At 73.0% G+C, this 17,182-nt stretch carries 16 protein-coding genes; 7 read left to right on the forward strand and 9 right to left on the reverse strand.

Features of this window, described 5'->3' with window-relative positions; all coding sequences use genetic code 11:
* Positions 1-5 precede the first annotated feature (5 nt).
* Both ACIBA9_RS07470 and ACIBA9_RS07475 read right to left on the reverse strand, forming a co-directional pair.
* Complete coding sequence (locus ACIBA9_RS07470; RefSeq protein WP_399360552.1) at positions 6-833, reverse strand: putative protein N(5)-glutamine methyltransferase; 828 nt, start codon at positions 831-833, stop codon at positions 6-8.
* Positions 834-1,230: 397 nt separating this feature from the next.
* The gene (locus ACIBA9_RS07475; protein ID WP_399360554.1) at positions 1,231-2,298 is read right to left on the reverse strand and encodes a hypothetical protein; all 1,068 of its coding nucleotides are present in this window, start codon (positions 2,296-2,298) and stop codon (positions 1,231-1,233) included.
* Positions 2,299-2,449: 151 nt separating this feature from the next.
* Between ACIBA9_RS07475 and ACIBA9_RS07480 the strand changes: the two genes are divergently transcribed.
* On the forward strand, positions 2,450-2,848 hold the full coding sequence (locus ACIBA9_RS07480; RefSeq protein ID WP_399361251.1) for a MarR family winged helix-turn-helix transcriptional regulator: 399 nt from the start codon (positions 2,450-2,452) through the stop codon (positions 2,846-2,848).
* 79 nt (positions 2,849-2,927) lie between these two features.
* Here the strand turns inward: ACIBA9_RS07480 and ACIBA9_RS07485 are convergent, their stop codons facing one another.
* Positions 2,928-3,689: a GNAT family N-acetyltransferase gene (locus tag ACIBA9_RS07485; protein WP_399360556.1), complete on the reverse strand. Its 762-nt coding sequence runs from the start codon at positions 3,687-3,689 to the stop codon at positions 2,928-2,930.
* 445 nt (positions 3,690-4,134) lie between these two features.
* On the opposite strand from ACIBA9_RS07485, the gene ACIBA9_RS07490 reads away from it, so the two are divergent.
* The 3 genes from ACIBA9_RS07490 (at position 4,135) to ACIBA9_RS07500 (ending at position 7,178) form a co-directional block, all read left to right on the forward strand.
* The gene (locus ACIBA9_RS07490) at positions 4,135-4,770 is read left to right on the forward strand and encodes a hypothetical protein (protein WP_399360558.1); all 636 of its coding nucleotides are present in this window, start codon (positions 4,135-4,137) and stop codon (positions 4,768-4,770) included.
* Between the two features lie 239 nt (positions 4,771-5,009).
* Complete coding sequence (locus ACIBA9_RS07495; protein ID WP_399360560.1) at positions 5,010-6,281, forward strand: serine hydrolase domain-containing protein; 1,272 nt, start codon at positions 5,010-5,012, stop codon at positions 6,279-6,281.
* Between the two features lie 144 nt (positions 6,282-6,425).
* On the forward strand, positions 6,426-7,178 hold the full coding sequence (locus ACIBA9_RS07500) for a GntR family transcriptional regulator (RefSeq protein WP_399360562.1): 753 nt from the start codon (positions 6,426-6,428) through the stop codon (positions 7,176-7,178).
* Here ACIBA9_RS07500 and ACIBA9_RS07505 read toward each other — a convergent pair.
* Both ACIBA9_RS07505 and ACIBA9_RS07510 read right to left on the reverse strand, forming a co-directional pair.
* Positions 7,156-7,899 (reverse strand): class I SAM-dependent methyltransferase, encoded by a 744-nt coding sequence (locus ACIBA9_RS07505; protein WP_399360564.1) that lies wholly within the window; start codon positions 7,897-7,899, stop codon positions 7,156-7,158. The genes ACIBA9_RS07500 and ACIBA9_RS07505 overlap by 23 nt on opposite strands.
* Before the next feature lie 5 nt (positions 7,900-7,904).
* Positions 7,905-8,468: a PadR family transcriptional regulator gene (locus ACIBA9_RS07510; protein ID WP_362159225.1), complete on the reverse strand. Its 564-nt coding sequence runs from the start codon at positions 8,466-8,468 to the stop codon at positions 7,905-7,907.
* A 72-nt stretch (positions 8,469-8,540) separates the two neighbouring features.
* On the opposite strand from ACIBA9_RS07510, the gene ACIBA9_RS07515 reads away from it, so the two are divergent.
* Positions 8,541-8,945, forward strand: coding sequence for a nuclear transport factor 2 family protein (locus tag ACIBA9_RS07515; protein ID WP_362159228.1), 405 nt, complete (start codon positions 8,541-8,543; stop codon positions 8,943-8,945).
* Here ACIBA9_RS07515 and ACIBA9_RS07520 read toward each other — a convergent pair.
* Together ACIBA9_RS07520 and ACIBA9_RS07525 are read right to left on the reverse strand one after the other, a co-directional pair.
* Positions 8,935-9,873, reverse strand: coding sequence for a hypothetical protein (locus ACIBA9_RS07520; protein ID WP_399360567.1), 939 nt, complete (start codon positions 9,871-9,873; stop codon positions 8,935-8,937). The genes ACIBA9_RS07515 and ACIBA9_RS07520 overlap by 11 nt on opposite strands.
* Before the next feature lie 139 nt (positions 9,874-10,012).
* Entirely contained in the window at positions 10,013-11,269 is a 1,257-nt protein-coding gene (locus ACIBA9_RS07525; protein WP_399360569.1) for a cytochrome P450, read from the reverse strand.
* A gap of 484 nt (positions 11,270-11,753) precedes the next feature.
* Here ACIBA9_RS07525 and rho point away from each other — a divergent pair, with 484 nt between their 5' ends.
* Both rho and ACIBA9_RS07535 read left to right on the forward strand, forming a co-directional pair.
* Positions 11,754-12,935, forward strand: coding sequence for a transcription termination factor Rho (rho, locus tag ACIBA9_RS07530; RefSeq protein WP_399361253.1), 1,182 nt, complete (start codon positions 11,754-11,756; stop codon positions 12,933-12,935).
* 101 nt (positions 12,936-13,036) lie between these two features.
* On the forward strand, positions 13,037-14,209 hold the full coding sequence (locus ACIBA9_RS07535) for a D-alanyl-D-alanine carboxypeptidase family protein (protein ID WP_399360571.1): 1,173 nt from the start codon (positions 13,037-13,039) through the stop codon (positions 14,207-14,209).
* Positions 14,210-14,562: 353 nt separating this feature from the next.
* Here the strand turns inward: ACIBA9_RS07535 and ACIBA9_RS07540 are convergent, their stop codons facing one another.
* Complete coding sequence (locus ACIBA9_RS07540) at positions 14,563-15,501, reverse strand: glutaminase (protein WP_399360573.1); 939 nt, start codon at positions 15,499-15,501, stop codon at positions 14,563-14,565.
* Positions 15,502-15,551: 50 nt separating this feature from the next.
* On the reverse strand, positions 15,552-16,961 hold the full coding sequence (gene aspA / locus ACIBA9_RS07545; RefSeq protein WP_399360575.1) for an aspartate ammonia-lyase: 1,410 nt from the start codon (positions 16,959-16,961) through the stop codon (positions 15,552-15,554).
* Positions 16,962-17,182: the final 221 nt, after the last annotated feature.

Consider the following 17,182-nt stretch of genomic DNA (forward strand, 5'->3'; position numbering starts at 1 on the left):
GCCCGTTACCCGGGTCGAACGCCGATCACCACATGCGCGTACAGCTCCCCCGACACCGCCAGCCGGGTCGTCAATCCCGCCGCGCGGAACACCTCCACGGCGGTCGCCGCCTGGTGCTCGCCGGTCTCGGTCAGCAGCCGGCCACCGGGCGCGAGCCACTCGGGTGCCCCGGCGGCCACTCTGCGCAGCACGTCGAGGCCGTCCGGCCCGCCGTCCAGCGCGGCCACCGGCTCATGGTCGCGGGCCTCGGCCGGCAACAGGCGCACCTCGCCGGTGGGCACATAGGGCACGTTGGCGGCCAGGACGTCGACGCGGCCGCGCAGCCCGGCGGGCAGCGCCTCGTACAGGTCGCCCTGGTGCGCGAGGCCGCCGTAGGGGGCGAGGTTGCGGCGGGCGCAGCGGACGGCGGCCGGGTCGATGTCGGCCGCGTGCACCTCGGCCTCCCCCAGGGCGGTGGCGAGCGCGGCGCCCAGCGCGCCGGAGCCGCAGCACAGGTCCACGACGACACCGGCCCGCGGCGCCGAGGCGAGCGCCTGGTCGACAAGGAACTCGGTACGGCGGCGGGGGACGAACACCCCGGGTTCCACGGCCACGCGCAGTCCGTGGAACGGCGCCCAGCCGAGGACCTGTTCGAGGGGGAGCCCGGCGACGCGCCGGGCGACCATCGCGGACCGCTCCTCTGCCGACCGGGCGGCCGCGAGAATCAGCTCCGCCTCCTCCTCGGCGAAGACGCACCCGGCGGCACGCAGCGCGGAGACGACAGCGCCGACGGAGGAGGAGGGGGAAGCGGGGGAAGCGGATGAGTCGGAAGGTGTGGCTGACAGAGAGGACATGGAGGCCTGGAGCCTTTCGGAAGCGCGAGATCCGGGAGCGCTCCCGCGGTCACCGCTTCCGGTGTACCGCGCCGTCACAAGGAGAGAGCACCCCAGCCGACACAGCGGTAATGGGTCTCACCTCCTCGCGTCGAATCCGTCGAACCGTCAAAAAACCAAGGGCCGTCGGGCCGTGGACGTCCACGACGGGACGGCCACCATACCGCAGGCACACGACGGGCCTGCGCCGGCGCCGAGTTGGGAAGGCGGCGTGGCGCCGACGACGGGGGGGGGGGGGGGGCCCCCCCCGGGGGGCCCCCCCCCCCCGCTTCGTGAAGCCGTGAAGCCGTGAAGCCGTGAAGCCGTTGAAGCCGTGGAGCCCGGGGCCCCGGGACCGGGTAGCCGTGGGGGCGGACGGTCAGACGCCGACCGTTTCCTCGACCTCTTCCTCGACGTCCGACTCGACGTCCGACTCGACCTCCGGCTCGGGCCGCTCCCAGGCTTCCGGACGGGGAGTCGCCTGGTGGGCACGCCGGGTCCGCTCGTGGTGCGCCGCCACGGCGGTCACGACCAGGCCGACCAGCAGCCAGACCACCAGGGTCCACACGTCGCGGACGAGCCCGTCGCCGCCGAAGTACAGCAGGCCGCGGACGCCCTCGACGAAGCCGGCGCCGTTCCAGAAGGCGTGCAGGGTGCCGAAGAAGCCGTTCTGCAGCTCGGGGCGGAACAGTCCGCCGGAACTCGTGAAGTTCAGCATCACGAACAGCACCATCATGGTCAGCGTGGTCCACCGCTTGAGGAAGGTGTGCAGACCGACCCCGATGAAGAGGATGCCCGCCGAGTACAGCCAGGCCATGCCCCACACTCCGGCGAGGTCGTGGTGCGCGAGGTGGAACACCGGCCCGGCGAGCAGCGCGCCGATGCCGCTGACCACCGCGGAGACGCCGAGCACGAGCAGTGCCCGCACCCGCATCGCGAGCCCGGCGCCCGCCGCGCCGAGGGCGGCGACGGAGGCGTAGGAGCCGATACTGAGGGCGATCAGCAGGAAGAACAGCCCCTGGCCGGTGGGGTCGTCGGCGACCGTCGGGGCCACGTCGGTGATTTTCAGCGGGGTGCCGCGCTCCTCGGCGACCGGTGTGAAGACCTTCTCCACGGCCATCGCGCCCATGTCGGAGGCCGCGCCGGCCACCAGCAGCTCGGGCGCCTTGGCACCGGGCACATAGGCGCCGGTCACATCCCGGGACGTGAGCAGGTGGACGGCGTCGGCGCGGGTGGCGACGGTACGGACGTCGAGCTTGTCCCCCGCCGTGTCCTTGATGGTCTGCGCGAAGACCTTGGCCTTCGGGGTGGTGCCGACGACGGCGACCGGCATGTGGTGCGGCTCGGGGGTGACGAAGGCCCCCATGTACGCGAGCCCCATGCCTATGCACATCAGCAGCGGGGTGATCAGGTGCGTGAGCACATGACGCAGGGCCGGTGACCTCATCGCGGGCGACCTCCAAAGGTTGGCTTATACAACTCTCAGTCCAGTTGTACTATACAACTAAAGCATCGGAGGAGGTATTCCCGTGAGCGCAGCGGAGACGACGCACTCGGCACACTCGGCGGAATCGGCCGTCGAGACGATCCAGCGCGAGATGACGATCTTCGCCCGCCGGGCCCGCGCCTCGGCGGGACGGATGCACCCCGAGCTGTCACTGGTGTCGTACACCCTGCTCGGACATCTGGAGGAGAGCGGCGGCTGCCGGGCCACGGACCTCGCGGCGCACTACGCCCTGGACAAGTCGACGGTGAGCCGCCAGGTGACCGCGCTGGAGCGGACCGGGCTGATCGAGCGCCGGCTGGACCCGGAGGACCACCGGGTCCAGGTGCTGCATCTGACGGGCGCCGGTGAGGAGATCCTCGCCCAGGTCACCCGCAGCCGCCGGGCCGCGTTCCGAGAGCGGCTCGCGGACTGGCCGGAGGGGGACCTGGTGCGCTTCGCGGCCTATCTGGAGCGGTACAACGCGACCCCGCCCGGAGTCGACGCGGACTGACCGGGCTCGGCGCTCGCCGCCGGTGCCGAGGCGCCGTGCCGGTACCGGCCACCGCGACGGGCGGCGGTACCGGCCCCGGTCAGCCCACCGGCACCGCCGCCCGCTCGTCCGGCAGCCGGTCCGGGACCCGGGCCGCCAGGAACACCGTGTGCCGGCGCAGCCGGAAACCCAGGGCCTCGTACAGCCGGATGGCGTTGATGTTCCGGGCGCTGGTGTGCAGGAACGGCGTCTCGTGGCGCTCCCGGATGCCGTGGGCGACCGCGAGGACGAGCCGGGTGGCCAGGCCCTCGCCCCGGAACGCGGGGTCGGTGCAGACCGCGCTGATCTCCGTCCAGCCCGGCGGGTGCAGCCGCTCCCCCGCCATCGCGATCAGGGCGCCGTCCCGGCGGATACCGAGATAGGTGCCGAGTTCGACGGTGCGGGGAAGGAACGGCCCCGGCTGGGTGCGGGCGACGAGGTCGAGCATCTCGGGTACGTCCGCCGGACCGAGACGGACCGCCTCCGGCTCGGGCGCGGCGGCGAGGCCGTCGTCCACGAACTGCACACCCGGCATGCGGAAGGTGACCTCCCAGCCGTCCGGGATCCGCCCGCCGAAACCGGCCAGGGCGACCTCGGCGCCGGGGCCGGCCAGCGCGGCGAGGTCCGCCCAGTCCCGGGCGTCCGGCTCCTCGGGCAGCGCCAGCCAGGGCGAGACGTCGGCCGGGTAGCGCAACACCCGGCCGCGCCCCTCGGCGAACCCGGCGTGCGGGCCGGTCAGGGAGGCGAGGGCCGGATTGTCGAGGACGTGCGGGGCGTCGCCGGCGGTCGGGTCGCAGGCGCCGGAGGTGTCGACGAGACTCACGCGGCCACCCCGATCAGGGTCCTGTCGGTCACAATCCTGAGGACGTACGCCTTGGGCATCCTCTCTCCTCACTTCTCGCGTGCTCGTAACCGGCGCACCGGAGCCGGTACTGAGGGCCAAGGAGGCGCGCCGGGCCGGTATTCCCGCTGCCCGGGAGAGTTCATACGGCCGCAATGTCCAGGCCGGGGGCGACAGCCCTGCCTCCGTTCCACCCCCGTCCCAGCTCGCTCATCCGCCTCGTTCGGGCCGTCGCGACCCGTCGTGGGCGGCACTGTGACCTCCTCGGGTCGCGCCGCGGGGACGGTAGCGCGATCGTGGGGCGCATGGCGCGTTCCGTGCTTCACGGAGGCTTGAACTCGCGGTCCACGGCACGCGCGAGGTGCGCCGTACGGGGTACGAGACGGATGTGGACGCTCGTGTGCGCGAGCCATGAGGGCGGCGGGCCGTGGACCGGCTCGCCCGGCTCTCCGGCTGCGGCGGTGGCGAGGAGGTGGACATGCGTACCCGGGTGCGTGGCTGGCGCTGGCGCCGCAATCCGCTGAGGCGCCGGTCCGATGTCGTCGAGGCCTGGACGGCGCTGGTCGTCGCCGTCCTGCTGTTCGTGGTCGTCCCCCTGGTCGGGGTCGCGGCGGGGCTCAGCGCCCACGGCCGGGCCCAGGCGCTGGCGGAGGTGCAGCGGGCCGAGCGCCATCAGGTGGGGGCCACCGTGATCGGCGATCCACCGCGGCGTCTGTCCTCCACCATGGGCGACCGCGAGCACCCGTTCCGGGCCCAGGTCCGCTGGACCGAGCCCGGCAAGGGGACCAGGACCACATGGGCGCGGGTGCCGACCGGAACCCGGACCGGTGACACGGTCTCCGTGTGGCTCGACTCGCGGGGGCGCGGCGTCGCCCCACCGCCGGACGACGCGGCGGTCTGGCAGCACGCGATCACCCTCGGGCTTGGCGCGGCGGGCGGCGCCGCGGGCGTGGTACTGGTGGGGCGGGCCGTCGAGCGCCGGATCGCGCTGCGGCACCGGCTGACCGAGTGGGAACGCGCGTGGGCGCGGACGGGACCGCGGTGGACCCAGCCCAGGATGTGACGGGCACCGCGGTGACGGCCGCCGTGCCGTGAACCCGGGTGAGCTCCTCTCGCACGGACCCCGACGAGTCCCGGCGGGCGACCGAGGTGCGCCGACCGCCCTCCCACGTACGCCTTGGCCCACCCCCACCCCGTCCGTTCGTCTCACGACGCCCTTCCCTCCAGTCCGACCAGTCGGTACGTTCGGGGACCCCGGACGCGCCGTCGCGCCCGGGTTTTTCCGGCGAGGACGGAGGCCCCATGCCCGCGCACGAGGCACAGCACGAGGCACAGCACGAGACCCAGGCCGAGACACAGACCGAGACACAGACCGAGACACAGGACGCGTCGCTGCACGAGGCACGGCGGGAGTCGTCGCGGCCCCGGATCGACGGCCACTGCGACGCGCGGTTCGCCGCGGTGCGGGAGGCCTTCGAGGAGAACTTCCGCGACCGGGACGAGCTCGGCGCCGCCGTGGCGGTGACCGTCGACGGGAAGACGGTGGTGGATCTGTGGGGCGGCTGGGCCGACCCGGCCCGCACCCGACCCTGGGAGCGGGACACGGTCGCGAACGTGTGGTCGACCACCAAGGGGCCGGTGGCGCTGTGCGCGCACATCCTCGCCGACCGGGGCCTGCTCGACCTCGACGCGCCGGTGGCCGCGTACTGGCCGGAGTTCGCGGCCGCCGGCAAGGAGGGGGTGCTCGTACGGCATCTGCTGTCGCACCGCGCCGGACTGTCCGGCCTGCGCGAGCGGCACTCCCTGGACGACCTGTACGACTGGGAGCTGACCACCGCCCGGCTCGCGGCCACCGAGCCCTGGTGGGAGCCGGGCACCCGATCCGGGTATCACGCGCTGACGTACGGCTTCCTGGTCGGCGAGGTGGTCCGGCGCGTCACGGGGCTGCGTCCGGGCGCCTTCCTGGAACGGGAGGTGACCGGGCCGCTCGGTATCGACTTCACGATCGGTCTGCCGGTGAAGGAGTCCGGCCGGGCGGCCGAGCTGGTGCTCCCGCGGCCCGCGTCGGGGACCGAACAGGCCACGGACGCACGGAGGTTGACCCCCGTCGCCCTCGCCGCGCTCGCCAATCCCCTCGTCGGCCCGGCCGAGGCCAACTCGGCGCGGTGGCGGGCGGCGGAGATCCCCGCGGCTAACGGCCACGGCACCGCCCGGTCCGTCGCGGCGCTGTACGGCGTGTTCGCCGGGGGCGGCTCCGGCACCGGGCGGCGGATCCTCTCGCCGGAGGCGGCGGAACGCGTGCGCGAGAGCCAGGGGAGCTGCCGCGATCTGGTGTTGGGGGCCGGGCTCGAGGGCGAGACCGAGATCGCGCTCGGGCTCTGGCTGAGCGGCGCCCAGGGCTCGTACGGACCGAACCCGCGGGCTTTCGGTCATGACGGGTTCGGGGGTTCGTGCGGTCTCGTGGACCCCGAGGCCGGGGTGTCGCTGGGCTACGTCATGAACCGGATGGGACCGCGCATCGCCGACGATCCCCGAAAGATGGCACTGGTGGACGCCGTCTACCGGGCGCTGTAGCCCGCCGGGGGGCGCTTCGCGGGGCGCGGACGTGTTTCGGCCGAACCACTGGACCACTCTTCCCTTGTGGTTTAGACCAATGCTAATTGTGGTCGCGCAATGAACCCGTACAGCTACGTCTTGTCACCAACAGGAGGGCGCGGCATGGCCCGCACCACCACCCAGCAGCCCCCGCAGAGCGACGACCGCGACGACCGGCCCCGGTACGCGCGCGTCGCGTCGCAACTGCTCCAGGAACTGCGCGACGGCACCATTCCGCCGGGCGAGCGGCTGCCCGGCGAACGCCACCTGGCCGCACACTTCGAGGTCAGCCGGGAAACGGTCCGGCAGGCGCTGGAGGTGTTGCGCCGCGGCGGTCTGGTCGCCACCGACCGCCGGGGCAGCCACGCCACGCTTCCCGGCCGGCCGGTCGAGGCACCGGAGTCGCTCACCTTCCCCGTGGGCGCCCGCTCGGCCGACCCCTGCGCGGTCGACCGGGCCACGGTGACCTGGGAGACACCCCCGGCGGAACACGCGCAGGCGCTGGGGCTGGCCCCGCGCCGGCCGACGCTGGTGCACCGGTTCCGGTCGGTCACGCCGGACGGCCGGTCGCTGCGCACGGCGGTGACCTCGTTCTCGGCGGTCGCGCTGGCCGAGGTGGCGGAGCTGGCCCGCTACCGGGACCGCGCCGACGGGGCCACCCCGGCGCAGCTGCGACGGGCGTACGACTGGATGCGCAAGGCCGGCCTGACCCTGCATCACCGGGACTCCATCACGCAGGTCGGCGACGCGTCCTCGGTCCGGGTGACCCGGCGGGTGCACGACCAGTACGCCCGCCCGCTGGAGATCACCGACCTGGTGGTGAACGCCGAACAGGACGCGCTGGTCTACGAGTTCACCCTCCCGGCGGCGGGGTGACACTGCGGGCGACCACCAGCCGGGCCCGCGGGCTGCCGTCGTCGCGCCATCCGAACGCGGGCAGCGCCGACAGCTCGACCGCGAACCCGGCGCGTTCCAGTTCCCCGAGCACGGCGCCGAGCCGGAAGGCGCGGTAGTACATGACGAACGGCGGCCGCCACAGGGCGTTGCGCACCCGCATCACCGCGTCGAAACCGAGCAGTGCCCAGTAGGCCGGGTGCGTCGGCCGGGGCGGTGCCGGCACCGGGAAGGCGAAGCTGCCCCCGGGGCGCAGGGCGGTGTGGACCTGGCGGAAGAGGCCCGGCAGTTCCCGGGGCAGGAAGTGCCCGAACGCTCCGAAGGAGACGACCAGATCGAAGGCGGCCGTGAACGGCAGGGCCCGGGCGTCGCCGCGCACCCACACGGGCCCGGGTCCTCCGTCCGGCCGGGCGCGCCGCCGGGCGACGTCGAGCATCCCGGCGCTGAAGTCGAGCCCGGTGACGCTGCGGCGGCACAGGCCGGCGAGCGCCCACGTCCCGGCGCCCGTGCCGCAGCACAGGTCGAGTCCGTCCTCGAACGGGCCGATCCCGGCGAGTGCCTCGGCGACGGAGTCCAGTACCCGGTCGGGCGTGCGGAAGGGGGTGTGGTCGAACTTGGGGGCCAGCAGGTCGTAGCCGTGCTCGACGGAGGACAGGGCCTGTGCGGCGAGCTCCCGCAGGGTGGGGCCGTCGGGGCCGAACATCCGCGTCAGCCCCGCGCCACGCGTTGCCGCAGGGTCGCCAGCGCCCGCTCACACCACAGCACGTTCTGTTCCTCGAAGCCGATCCCGGCCAGAAGGGTGAGGTACGGTCCGACGCGATCGGAGGTGCGCAGGTACTCCTCCTCGGTGCGGCCGTCGAGCATGCGGGCGCGCAGCCGGCGGTACCGGTCGAGCTTGCCGCGCGCCCAGCCCATGCGCTCCTCGATCAGCGCCCCGGTGACCGCCGGGTCCGTGCCGTCCATCGCCTGGACCTTGATGAGGAGTTCGTCCCGCACGGCGGTCGGCCGCCTGGGTGGCTCCGCGGCGAACGCGCCCAGCTCGGCCCGCCCGGCCTCGGTGAGCGTGAACATCCGTTTGTCGGGCCGTCGTTCCTGATGGACCGTGCGGCCTTGAACGAGCCCCTCCAGCGCGAGGCGCTCCAGCTCGCGGTAGAGCTGCTGGGGGGTGGCGGGCCAGAAGTTCGCGAGCGAGACGTCGAACGACTTGGACAGTTCGTAGCCCGAGGCCTCGCCCTCCAGCAGAGCGGCCAGGACGGCGTACCGGAGCGACATGTGGACAGGCTAGCAGCGGATGATTATTGTCATCCGCACCTATTAAACAAATTGACTATGCGAGGTGATCCGATGCGCGCGTTCCGCGAGGCGGTCGAGGCCGGGGACATGGACGCCGCCGCGGCCCTGCTGGCCGACGACGTCGTCTTCACCAGCCCGGTCGTCTTCAAGCCGTACCCGGGAAAGGCCATCACGGCGGCGATCCTGCGGGCGGTCGCCCAGGTCTTCGAGGACTTCCGGTACGTGCGGGAGATCGGGGACCCGGCCGGCCCGGACCACGCGCTGGTCTTCACGGCCCGGGTGGGCGACCGTGAGCTGACCGGCTGCGACTTCCTGCACGTGAACGAGGACGGCCTGATCGACGAGTTCACGGTCATGGTCCGTCCGCTGTCGGGCGCCCAGGCCCTGGCCGAGGCCATGGGCGCGCGGTTCGAGCAGATCGTGGCCGATGCCGAGGCGCGGTCCGTCAGCCCTTGAGCTGCCCCAGCGTGGCCTTGGCGTCCGTCCGCAGCCACTGCGACACGTCGGTGAGCGCGGGCGGGTTCTTGTCCTGGTCGTAGGAGCTGAGGTAGACGCTGTAGCTCATCGTGTACGTCACCCAGCCGTCGCGGACGGCGATCGTGGCGTACCGGGAGCCGCTGGAGGAGCCGTTCGTGGTGTCCTGGCTGACCAGGTACGCCTCGTCGCCGATGCCGTTGACCGGGGTCACGTCGTAGTCCTTGTGACTGTCACCGTAGTTCTTCCAGGTGGCGGTGAACTCCGGTCCTGGGTCGGTCTTCCTGTGCAGGTCCAGTTGCATGGAGAGGTAGGCGTCGGCGTAGCTGGATCCGGGTTTCTTCAGGCCGACGCTGCAGGAACTCTCCTCCAGCGCCGTGTCCTTGAGTGATGTCCGGGTCGGCGAGGAGTCGTCCTGGGTGTACTCGTCCTTGAAGGACGAGTAGTCGGCGCTGGAACACATGTTGCCGGGCGCCGCGTAGCCGCGCAGGTCCGCGCCTTCATTCCGGCCGCCGAGCAGGAAGACCCCGGCCGCCCAGGCGGCGGACGCGACGACCGCGCCGACGACGGCCCACAGCACCGCCTTCCCGGCTCCGCCACCGGCCAAAGGGGCGGGGGCGGGGCCGTACTGCGGCTGCGGCGCGTAGTAGCTCCCCGGCTGACCCGGCTGCGGCTGAACCGGCTGACCCTGCTGCGGTTGTATCGGCTGTCCCGGCTGCGGCTGACCGGGCGGCGAGGGCTGGGCCGTGGCCGGGCTCACCAGGGTGGGCTGGGCGTAGAAGTTCCCGTGCGGCGGGGACTGCGGGTCCGGGTAGGGGTAGGCGGTCGGCTGCGGCGGGACGGCCGGCTGCGCCGGAGACTGCCGGGGCGGCTGATCGGCCGGCTGCGGAGGCTGCGGTGGTGTGGACATGGCCTGAACATAGTGGACGGTTGGGGGCCAAGTCCCCCGAGAAAGCCGATCGTTGTGGTCCGGGGACATCTGATGCGGTTCTCTGACACAGCGGTCACACGATGGGGCGGGAGGGACCGCGCCCCGGCCCCGCCCGCGTTCAGGTGCCGGCGGGGGTCGGCCGGACCGGCAGGCTGCGCACGCTGTTGCCGACGAAGCCCGCGTGCGGGGCCGGATCGGTCTCGGGGGTGGCGAGTTCGAGCGTGGGGAAGCGGGTGAACAGTCGCTCCAGTGCCACCGTGGCCTCCAGCCGGGCCAGCGGCGCGCCCAGGCAGTAGTGGGCGCCGTGCCCGAGGGAGAGGTGGCGTACCGCGTCGGGGCGGGCGGGGCGGGTGACGTCGAAGCGGCTCGCGTCCGGGCCGTGCGCGGCCGGGTCGCGCCCGGCGGCGGAGTAGCCGGCGAGCACGGGTGTGCCGGCGGGGATGAGCGTGCCGCCGACGGTGAGGTCCCGCACCGGGTAGCGGAACGGGAAGTAGCTGACGGGGGCATCCCAGCGCAGCGTCTCGTCCACCACGTCGGCCCAGCCCGCCGCGCCGGTGCGCACCAGTGCCAGCTGGTCGGGATGGGTGCACAGGGCGCGGACGGCGTTGGTGATCAGGTTGAGCGTGGTCTCGTGCCCGGCGATGATCATGAGGATGAGGGTGCCGATCAGCTCCTGGTGGCTGAGCCGGTCGCCGCCCTCGTCCCGGGCGGCGATGAGCGCGCTGGTGAGGTCGTCCGCCGGGGCCGCGGCCTTCGCCCTGGCTATCTCGTCGAGGACGGCGACCAGTTCGCGGTTGGCCCTGACGGCTTCGGCGGGTTCGATGTCGGTGGCCACGACCTGGTCACCGAGGTGGTGCAGCCGGTCCCGGAAGCGGGGTTCGACACCGAGGAGTTCGCTGATCACGCCCATCGGCAGGGGCAGCGCGAAGTGCCGTCGAAGATCGGCGACTCCGTCGTCCGCGACGGCGGCCCGCGCCAGGTCGTCGAGCAGCTGGTCGGTCAACTCCACCACGCGAGGCCGGAGTTCCTCGACGCGCCGGGGGGTGAAGGCGCGACCCACCAGGGATCGCAGGCGCCGGTGGTCCTCGCCGTCGGCAGTGGTCATACCCTGGACGGTGGCGAAGGTCAGCAGCGGCCAGCCCGGGGCGATGCGCCCCGCGCGCAGAGCGGCGAAGTGGCGTGCGTCCTTGGCGACATCGGGGTGCTGCAGGAACTCCTTCAGCGCCGTGTGCCCGAGGACGGCCATGCCCTCGATCCCGCCGGGCAGTTCGACCGGGGCCACTGCACCCTGGGCCAGCAGTCGTGCGTTGAGGGCGTGCGGGCAGCCGCCGGCCGGATCCAGGCGGTGCGGTGTGCGGACGGGCGAGGTGTCCACCGGATGCTCCAGACGTCCCCGGGACAAGACCCGTCGATCGTAGGCCCTCCGGGTGACGGTGGCGCGGTGTCGCGAGCCGAACCCGGTGTCGCGCCGCGGACCCGGTGGCGGCGGCGCCGGTGTCCGCCGGTCCCGCGGTCACGCCAGTACCCGGTCACGCCGGTTCCCCGGTCAGCCAGTACCCGGTCACGCCGGTCCCGGCACCCGGGAACACACCGGCGCGGCGACTTGTTGCAAGGGTCAGGGACAGAGTGCCGGATCGAGTGGTACTGTTCCCACAGCACTCGTGCACGCCGACTGCGGCCGCCGGTGCCAGTTCCTCTCTCACGCTGATCCACCCGTCGCTTTCCCGGTTCTCCGGCTCCCGGCGCGTCAGCTTCTCGACACCACCTCCCGACGTGGCCTTCCGTGCCCCGCCCGAGGTGCTTTTCCCGCCGCCCGGAGGCAGCTGTGCCCGCCTCCCGCTCGCGGCCTCTCCCCCCTTCTGCTCGCTGTTCCGTCCGCGAAAGGACACCCCTTGACCACCACACTCGAACCCCTCGCGACGGCCGCGCAGGCCCCCGTCGCCCGGCTCGTCACCGGCGTGCTCGACATCGACGCGCACGGCAAGGGGCATCTGAGGGCCCCGAGCCTGCTGTCCTCCCCCGCCGACCCGCAGGTCCCCGCGGCGCTGATCCGCCGGTACGGACTGCGCAAGGGCGACCTGGTCGAAGGCTTGCGGGGCACCCAGCGCGCCCTCACCGACATCGCCCGGGTCGACGGCCGTACCCCGGCGGACCCGCGCTCGCGCCGGAACTTCCGCGATCTGACCCCGCTCCACCCGCACCGGCGCCTGCGCCTCGAACACCCCGCGTCCGGGCTCGCCGGCCGCGTCACCGATCTCTTCGCCCCCGTCGGCAAGGGTCAGCGCGGCCTGATCGTGGCCCCGCCCAAGAGCGGCAAGACCGTACTGCTCCAGCAGCTGGCCGCCGCCGTGGCCGGCAACCACCCCGAGTGCCGGCTGATGGTCCTCCTGCTGGACGAGCGGCCCGAAGAGGTCACCGAGATGCGCCGCTCGGTGCACGGCGAGGTGTACGCCTCCACCTTCGACCGGTCGGCCAAGGAGCACATCGCCCTCGCCGAACTCGTCGTCGAGCGGGCGAAGCGCCTGGTCGAGGCCGGTGAGGACGTCGTCATCCTGCTGGACTCGCTGACCCGGCTGTGCCGGGCGCACAACAACGCCTCCGCCGCCGGCGGCCGCACCCTGAGCGGCGGGGTCGACGCGGGCGCGCTGCTCGGCCCCAAGCGGTTCTTCGGCGCCGCCCGTCAGGCCGAGGAGGGCGGCTCGCTCACCATCCTCGCCACCGCGCTGGTGGACACCGGCTCCCGCGCCGACGGCTACTTCTTCGAAGAGCTGAAGGGCACGGGCAACATGGAATTCCGCCTCGACCGGGAACCGGCCTCCCGCCGTGTCTTCCCGGCCGTGGACATCGACACCACCGGCACCCGGCGCGAGGAACTCCTCCTCACTCCGGCCGAATTGTCGGCCGTACACGGTCTGCGCCGCGCCCTGCGCTCCCGCGACGGCGCCTCGAACGGCCTGGACACCCTCCTGGAGCGGCTGCGCGGCACCCCCGACAACGCCACGTTCCTGCGGCAGATCCGGCCCACCCTGCCCACGGGCTGACCCGGCCCCCCAGGCGGCCCGGGTGCATCATCCGGGTTGCTCCCCTGGGCCGAACGGCCCGGCCGACGCGCACACGGCGCTCACCTTCGTACGTTGAATATATGATCACCGGACTTTCTCATCGGACGGCCGCGTCAGCCTGTGCCCTGTGCGTGGCAGGCGTGCTGGCGCTCACGCCGGCCACGGCAGCCGCCGGAGCCCGCTCCAAGGAGCCCGCGCCACCGCCCCGGGCTGCGATGCCGGGTCCGTCCCTGCTCTACCACCAGGGCGCACAGGTCCGGCCGCACCGGGGCGCCCCCGCGCTGCCGGAGGTGTCGGCGCTGTCCTGGCTGGTCGCCGACGCCGACAACGGCAATGTGCTCGCCTCGGACGAGGCGCACCGCGCGCTGCCGCCCGCGAGCACCCTGAAGACCCTGTTCGCGGTCACCGTGCTGCCGGGGCTGCCCAGCGGGCTGCGGCACACCGTGAGCTACAAGGAGCTGGCGGACGTCGGCGAGGGCAGCAGCCTGGTCGGGGTCGAGGAAGGGCACAGCTACCAGGTCTCCGACCTGTGGCACGGGGTGTTCCTCAGTTCCGGGAACGACGCCGTGCACGTGCTCGCCTCCCTCGGCGGCGGCTGGCAGGCCACGGCCAAGCGGATGCAGGAGAAGGCCCGCTCGCTCGGCGCCCTGGACACCCACGTCGTCTCCCCCGACGGCTACGACGCCCCCGGCCAGGTCTCCTCCGCCTACGACCTGGCCGTCTTCGGCCGCGCGGGGCTGCACAACCCCGACTTCGCCCGGTACTGCGGCACCGCCGAGGCCAGCTTCCCCGGTGACGGGTCGTCGTACGCGATCGAGAACACCAACCGGCTGCTGACCGGCGAGGACGGGGTGGCGCCCTACCCGGGGCTGATCGGCATCAAGAACGGCTACACCAGCAACGCGGGCAACACGCTCGTGGCCGCGGCCCGCCGGGGCGGCCGCACGCTCGTGGTGACCGTGATGAATCCCCAGGAGGGCGGCGGTTTCGCGGTGTACGAGGAGGCCCGCAGGCTGCTCGACTGGGGCTTCGCGTCGGCCGGACTGGTGGACCCGGTCGGCTCGCTGGACGGGCTGCGCGTGAAGTCCGCGCCGGCGACGGCCGCCCCGGTGGCGGCGGCGTCCGCCTCGCAGGTCCCGGACGACGACTCGGGCTGGTCCGGCACCGCCGTCGTCGCCGGGCTCTCCGGACTCGGCGCCGGGGCCGTGGCGCTGCGGCTGCGGGCCAAGGGCGGCCGAAGCGGGCCCGGCTGACCCACCGCCGCACCGCGTACAGGGTGCCCGCGACCCGCGGGTGCCCGACGCGCACCGGCACGGCGAACGACGGCGGCAGTCACAGCGGACCAGGCGGGCCGTCCTGTGGACCACGGCATCCCCCGTCGATCTCCGCAGCCGCCGGTCGCTGGGGCAGGCCGGTACGGACGCCCCCATGGACGTTTACGACCATGGCCCCGTCCGGCCCGGCGGGTCGCTTGCCGAGGAGGCCGCCCCGAGGTGGCCGCACCCTCGGCGCCGCGCAGGCGCACCTCGGCGAACCGGCCCGCCCGCTGTGGCGAGTGGTGCCCTCACCGGCGGTCGGCCCCGACATGACCGCAGTGCGGGCGCGGTCAGAAGACCGAGAGACCGGTGAGGGTCGTGAAGCGGTCCAGTGCCGCCACTCCGGCCACCGAGTTGCCGCGCTCGTCCAGCCCCGGGCTCCACACGCACAGCGTGCAGCGGCCCGGTACGACGGCGATGATCCCGCCGCCGACCCCGCTCTTGCCGGGCAGGCCCACCCGGTAGGCGAAGTCACCGGCCGCGTCGTAGGTGCCGCAGGTCAGCATGACCGCGTTGACCTGCTTGGCCTGGCTGCGGGTGAGCAGCCGGGAGCCGTCGGCACGGATGCCGTGCCGGGCGAGGAAGCCGGTGGCGAGGGCCAGGTCGGCGCAGGAAGCGGCGATGGAGCACTGGCGGAAGTACTGGTCGAGCAGGACCGGGACTTCGTTGTCGATGTTGCCGTAGGAGGCCATGAAGTGGCCCAGGGCGGCGTTGCGGTCGCCGTGCGCGGTCTCGGAGGCGGCGACGTCCATGTCGAAGTCGAGGGTCTCGTCGCCGCTCTCGGCGCGCAGGAAGGCCAGCAGTTCACCGGCCGCGTCCCCGGTACGGGTCTGGAGGCGGTCGGTGACGACGAGTGCGCCCGCGTTGATGAACGGGTTGCGCGGGATGCCGTTCTCGTACTCCAGCTGCACCAGTGAGTTGAACGGGTTGCCGGAGGGCTCGCGGCCCACGTGCTCCCAGAGTTCGTCGCCCTCACGGGCCAGGTCCAGGGCGAGCGTGAAGACCTTGGTGAGGGACTGCGCCGAGAACGGCCGGCGCCAGTCCCCCACCCCGTACACCGTGCCGTCCGGCTCCGCGACCGCCATGCCGAAGCTGCGCGGGTCACAGGCCGCGAGGGCCGGTATGTAGTCGGCGGGACGGCCGCGCCCGGGTGTGCGGCTGATCTCGTCGGCGATGCGCTCCAGGACCGGCAGGTAGGTGTGGGACGACGTCGTTGTCATGATCACCATTGTGCCTCCAGGCCGGTCCCGCAACGAGTCGGCGCCCGCGTACTCGCAGGTCAGACGGTAGGTGACCCGCTGCCCGCGAGGATCTCGGGGCGCAGCAGGCCGGCCAGCGTGTCGGCCGGCAACAGGCCCTTTTCCAAGACCAGTTCGGCGACGCCACGGCCGGTGAGGAGGGCCTCCTTGGCGATGTCGGTGGCGGCCGTGTAGCCGATGTGCGGGTTCAGGGCGGTGACCAGACCGATGGAGTTCTCGACGGTCGCCCGCAGCCGCTCGGTGTTGGCGGTGATGCCGCGGACGCAGCGCTCGGCCAGGGTGAGGCAGGCGTTGCGCAGATGGGTGACGGACTCCGACAGGGAGTGCAGGATGAGCGGCTCGAAGGCGTTGAGCTGGAGCTGTCCGGCCTCGGCGGCCATGGTGATGGCGACGTCGTTGCCGATCACCTCGAAGGCGACCTGGTTGACCACCTCCGGGATCACCGGGTTGACCTTGCCCGGCATGATCGACGAACCGGCCTGCACCGGCGGCAGGTTGATCTCACCCAGCCCCGCGCGCGGCCCGGAGGACAGCAGCCGCAGGTCGTTGCAGCTCTTGGAGAGTTTGACCGCGATCCGCTTGAGCACGCCGGACATCTGCACGAACGCACCGCAGTCCTGGGTGGCCTCGACCAGGTTGGCGGCGGTGACCAGGGGCAGACCGGTGATGGCGGACAGATGCCGGCGGGCGGCCTCGGCGTATCCGGCGGGGGCGTTCAGGCCGGTGCCGATGGCCGTGGCGCCCAGGTTGATCTCCTGGATCAGTTCGACGGCCTCGGCGAGCCGGCTGCGGTCCTCCTCGATCATGACGGCGAACGCGGAGAACTCCTGGCCGAGGGTCATCGGCACGGCGTCCTGCAACTGTGTGCGGCCCATCTTGAGCACGTCACGGAACTCCAGGGCCTTGCCCGCGAAGGCGTCCTGGAGGACGGCCATCGCCTTGAGCAGTCCACGCACCGCGAACACCGTCGCGATCTTCACGGCGGTCGGGTAGACGTCGTTGGTGGACTGGCCGAGGTTGACGTCCTCGTTGGGGTGCAGACGCGCGTACCGCCCCTTGGCGTGGCCGAGCAGTTCCAGCGCCCGGTTGGCCACGACCTCGTTGGCGTTCATGTTGGTGGAGGTGCCGGCACCGCCCTGGATGACGTCCACCACGAACTGGTCGTGCAGCCGGCCGGCGCGGATCTCCCGGCACGCGGCGACGATCGCGGCGGCCTTCTCGGGCTCCAGCAGACCGAGTTCCTCGTTCGCGAGCGCGGCGGCCTCCTTGACGGAGGCCAGGGCGTCGATGAGATGCGGGTAGGCGGAGATCGGGGTGCCGGTGATGGGGAAGTTCTCCGTGGCGCGCAGGGTGTGGATACCCCAGTACGCGTCGGCGGGGACGTCCCGGTCGCCGAGCAGATCGTGTTCGCTGCGGGTGGCGGCGGTCATGGCGAAGGGATCTCTTTCCGGAGGATGGGACGCGAGCGGTCCGGGCCCGGGGGTGCGGGCGTGGAACGGGCGGACGCGGCGGGGGGCTTGAGGCGGAGGGGCTTCAGGTGATGGAGGAGTCACCGGCCGGCGGTGCGGATGCCGTGGCGCGGGCGCGACCGGTCACGGACGCACGGCCGCACGGACGCCGGAGGACGGGGCGGCCCGGGCAGGCCGGGCAG

The organism is Streptomyces sp. NPDC051452 (genome assembly GCF_044454765.1).
Lineage (GTDB): Bacteria > Actinomycetota > Actinomycetes > Streptomycetales > Streptomycetaceae > Streptomyces.

What these genes read in the sequence shown, in the direction of transcription:
- ACIBA9_RS07470 (WP_399360552.1), bottom strand. Translation starts at nt 833, where the DNA reads ATGTCCTCTCTGTCAGCCACACCTTCCGACTCATCCGCTTCCCCCGCT.
- ACIBA9_RS07475 (WP_399360554.1), bottom strand. Translation starts at nt 2,298, where the DNA reads ATGAGGTCACCGGCCCTGCGTCATGTGCTCACGCACCTGATCACCCCG.
- ACIBA9_RS07480 (WP_399361251.1), top strand. Translation starts at nt 2,450, where the DNA reads ATGACGATCTTCGCCCGCCGGGCCCGCGCCTCGGCGGGACGGATGCAC.
- ACIBA9_RS07495 (WP_399360560.1), top strand. Translation starts at nt 5,010, where the DNA reads ATGCCCGCGCACGAGGCACAGCACGAGGCACAGCACGAGACCCAGGCC.
- ACIBA9_RS07500 (WP_399360562.1), top strand. Translation starts at nt 6,426, where the DNA reads ATGGCCCGCACCACCACCCAGCAGCCCCCGCAGAGCGACGACCGCGAC.
- ACIBA9_RS07505 (WP_399360564.1), bottom strand. Translation starts at nt 7,899, where the DNA reads ATGTTCGGCCCCGACGGCCCCACCCTGCGGGAGCTCGCCGCACAGGCC.
- ACIBA9_RS07510 (WP_362159225.1), bottom strand. Translation starts at nt 8,468, where the DNA reads ATGTCGCTCCGGTACGCCGTCCTGGCCGCTCTGCTGGAGGGCGAGGCC.
- ACIBA9_RS07515 (WP_362159228.1), top strand. Translation starts at nt 8,541, where the DNA reads ATGCGCGCGTTCCGCGAGGCGGTCGAGGCCGGGGACATGGACGCCGCC.
- ACIBA9_RS07520 (WP_399360567.1), bottom strand. Translation starts at nt 9,873, where the DNA reads ATGTCCACACCACCGCAGCCTCCGCAGCCGGCCGATCAGCCGCCCCGG.
- ACIBA9_RS07535 (WP_399360571.1), top strand. Translation starts at nt 13,037, where the DNA reads ATGATCACCGGACTTTCTCATCGGACGGCCGCGTCAGCCTGTGCCCTG.
- ACIBA9_RS07540 (WP_399360573.1), bottom strand. Translation starts at nt 15,501, where the DNA reads ATGGTGATCATGACAACGACGTCGTCCCACACCTACCTGCCGGTCCTG.
- aspA (WP_399360575.1), bottom strand. Translation starts at nt 16,961, where the DNA reads ATGACCGCCGCCACCCGCAGCGAACACGATCTGCTCGGCGACCGGGAC.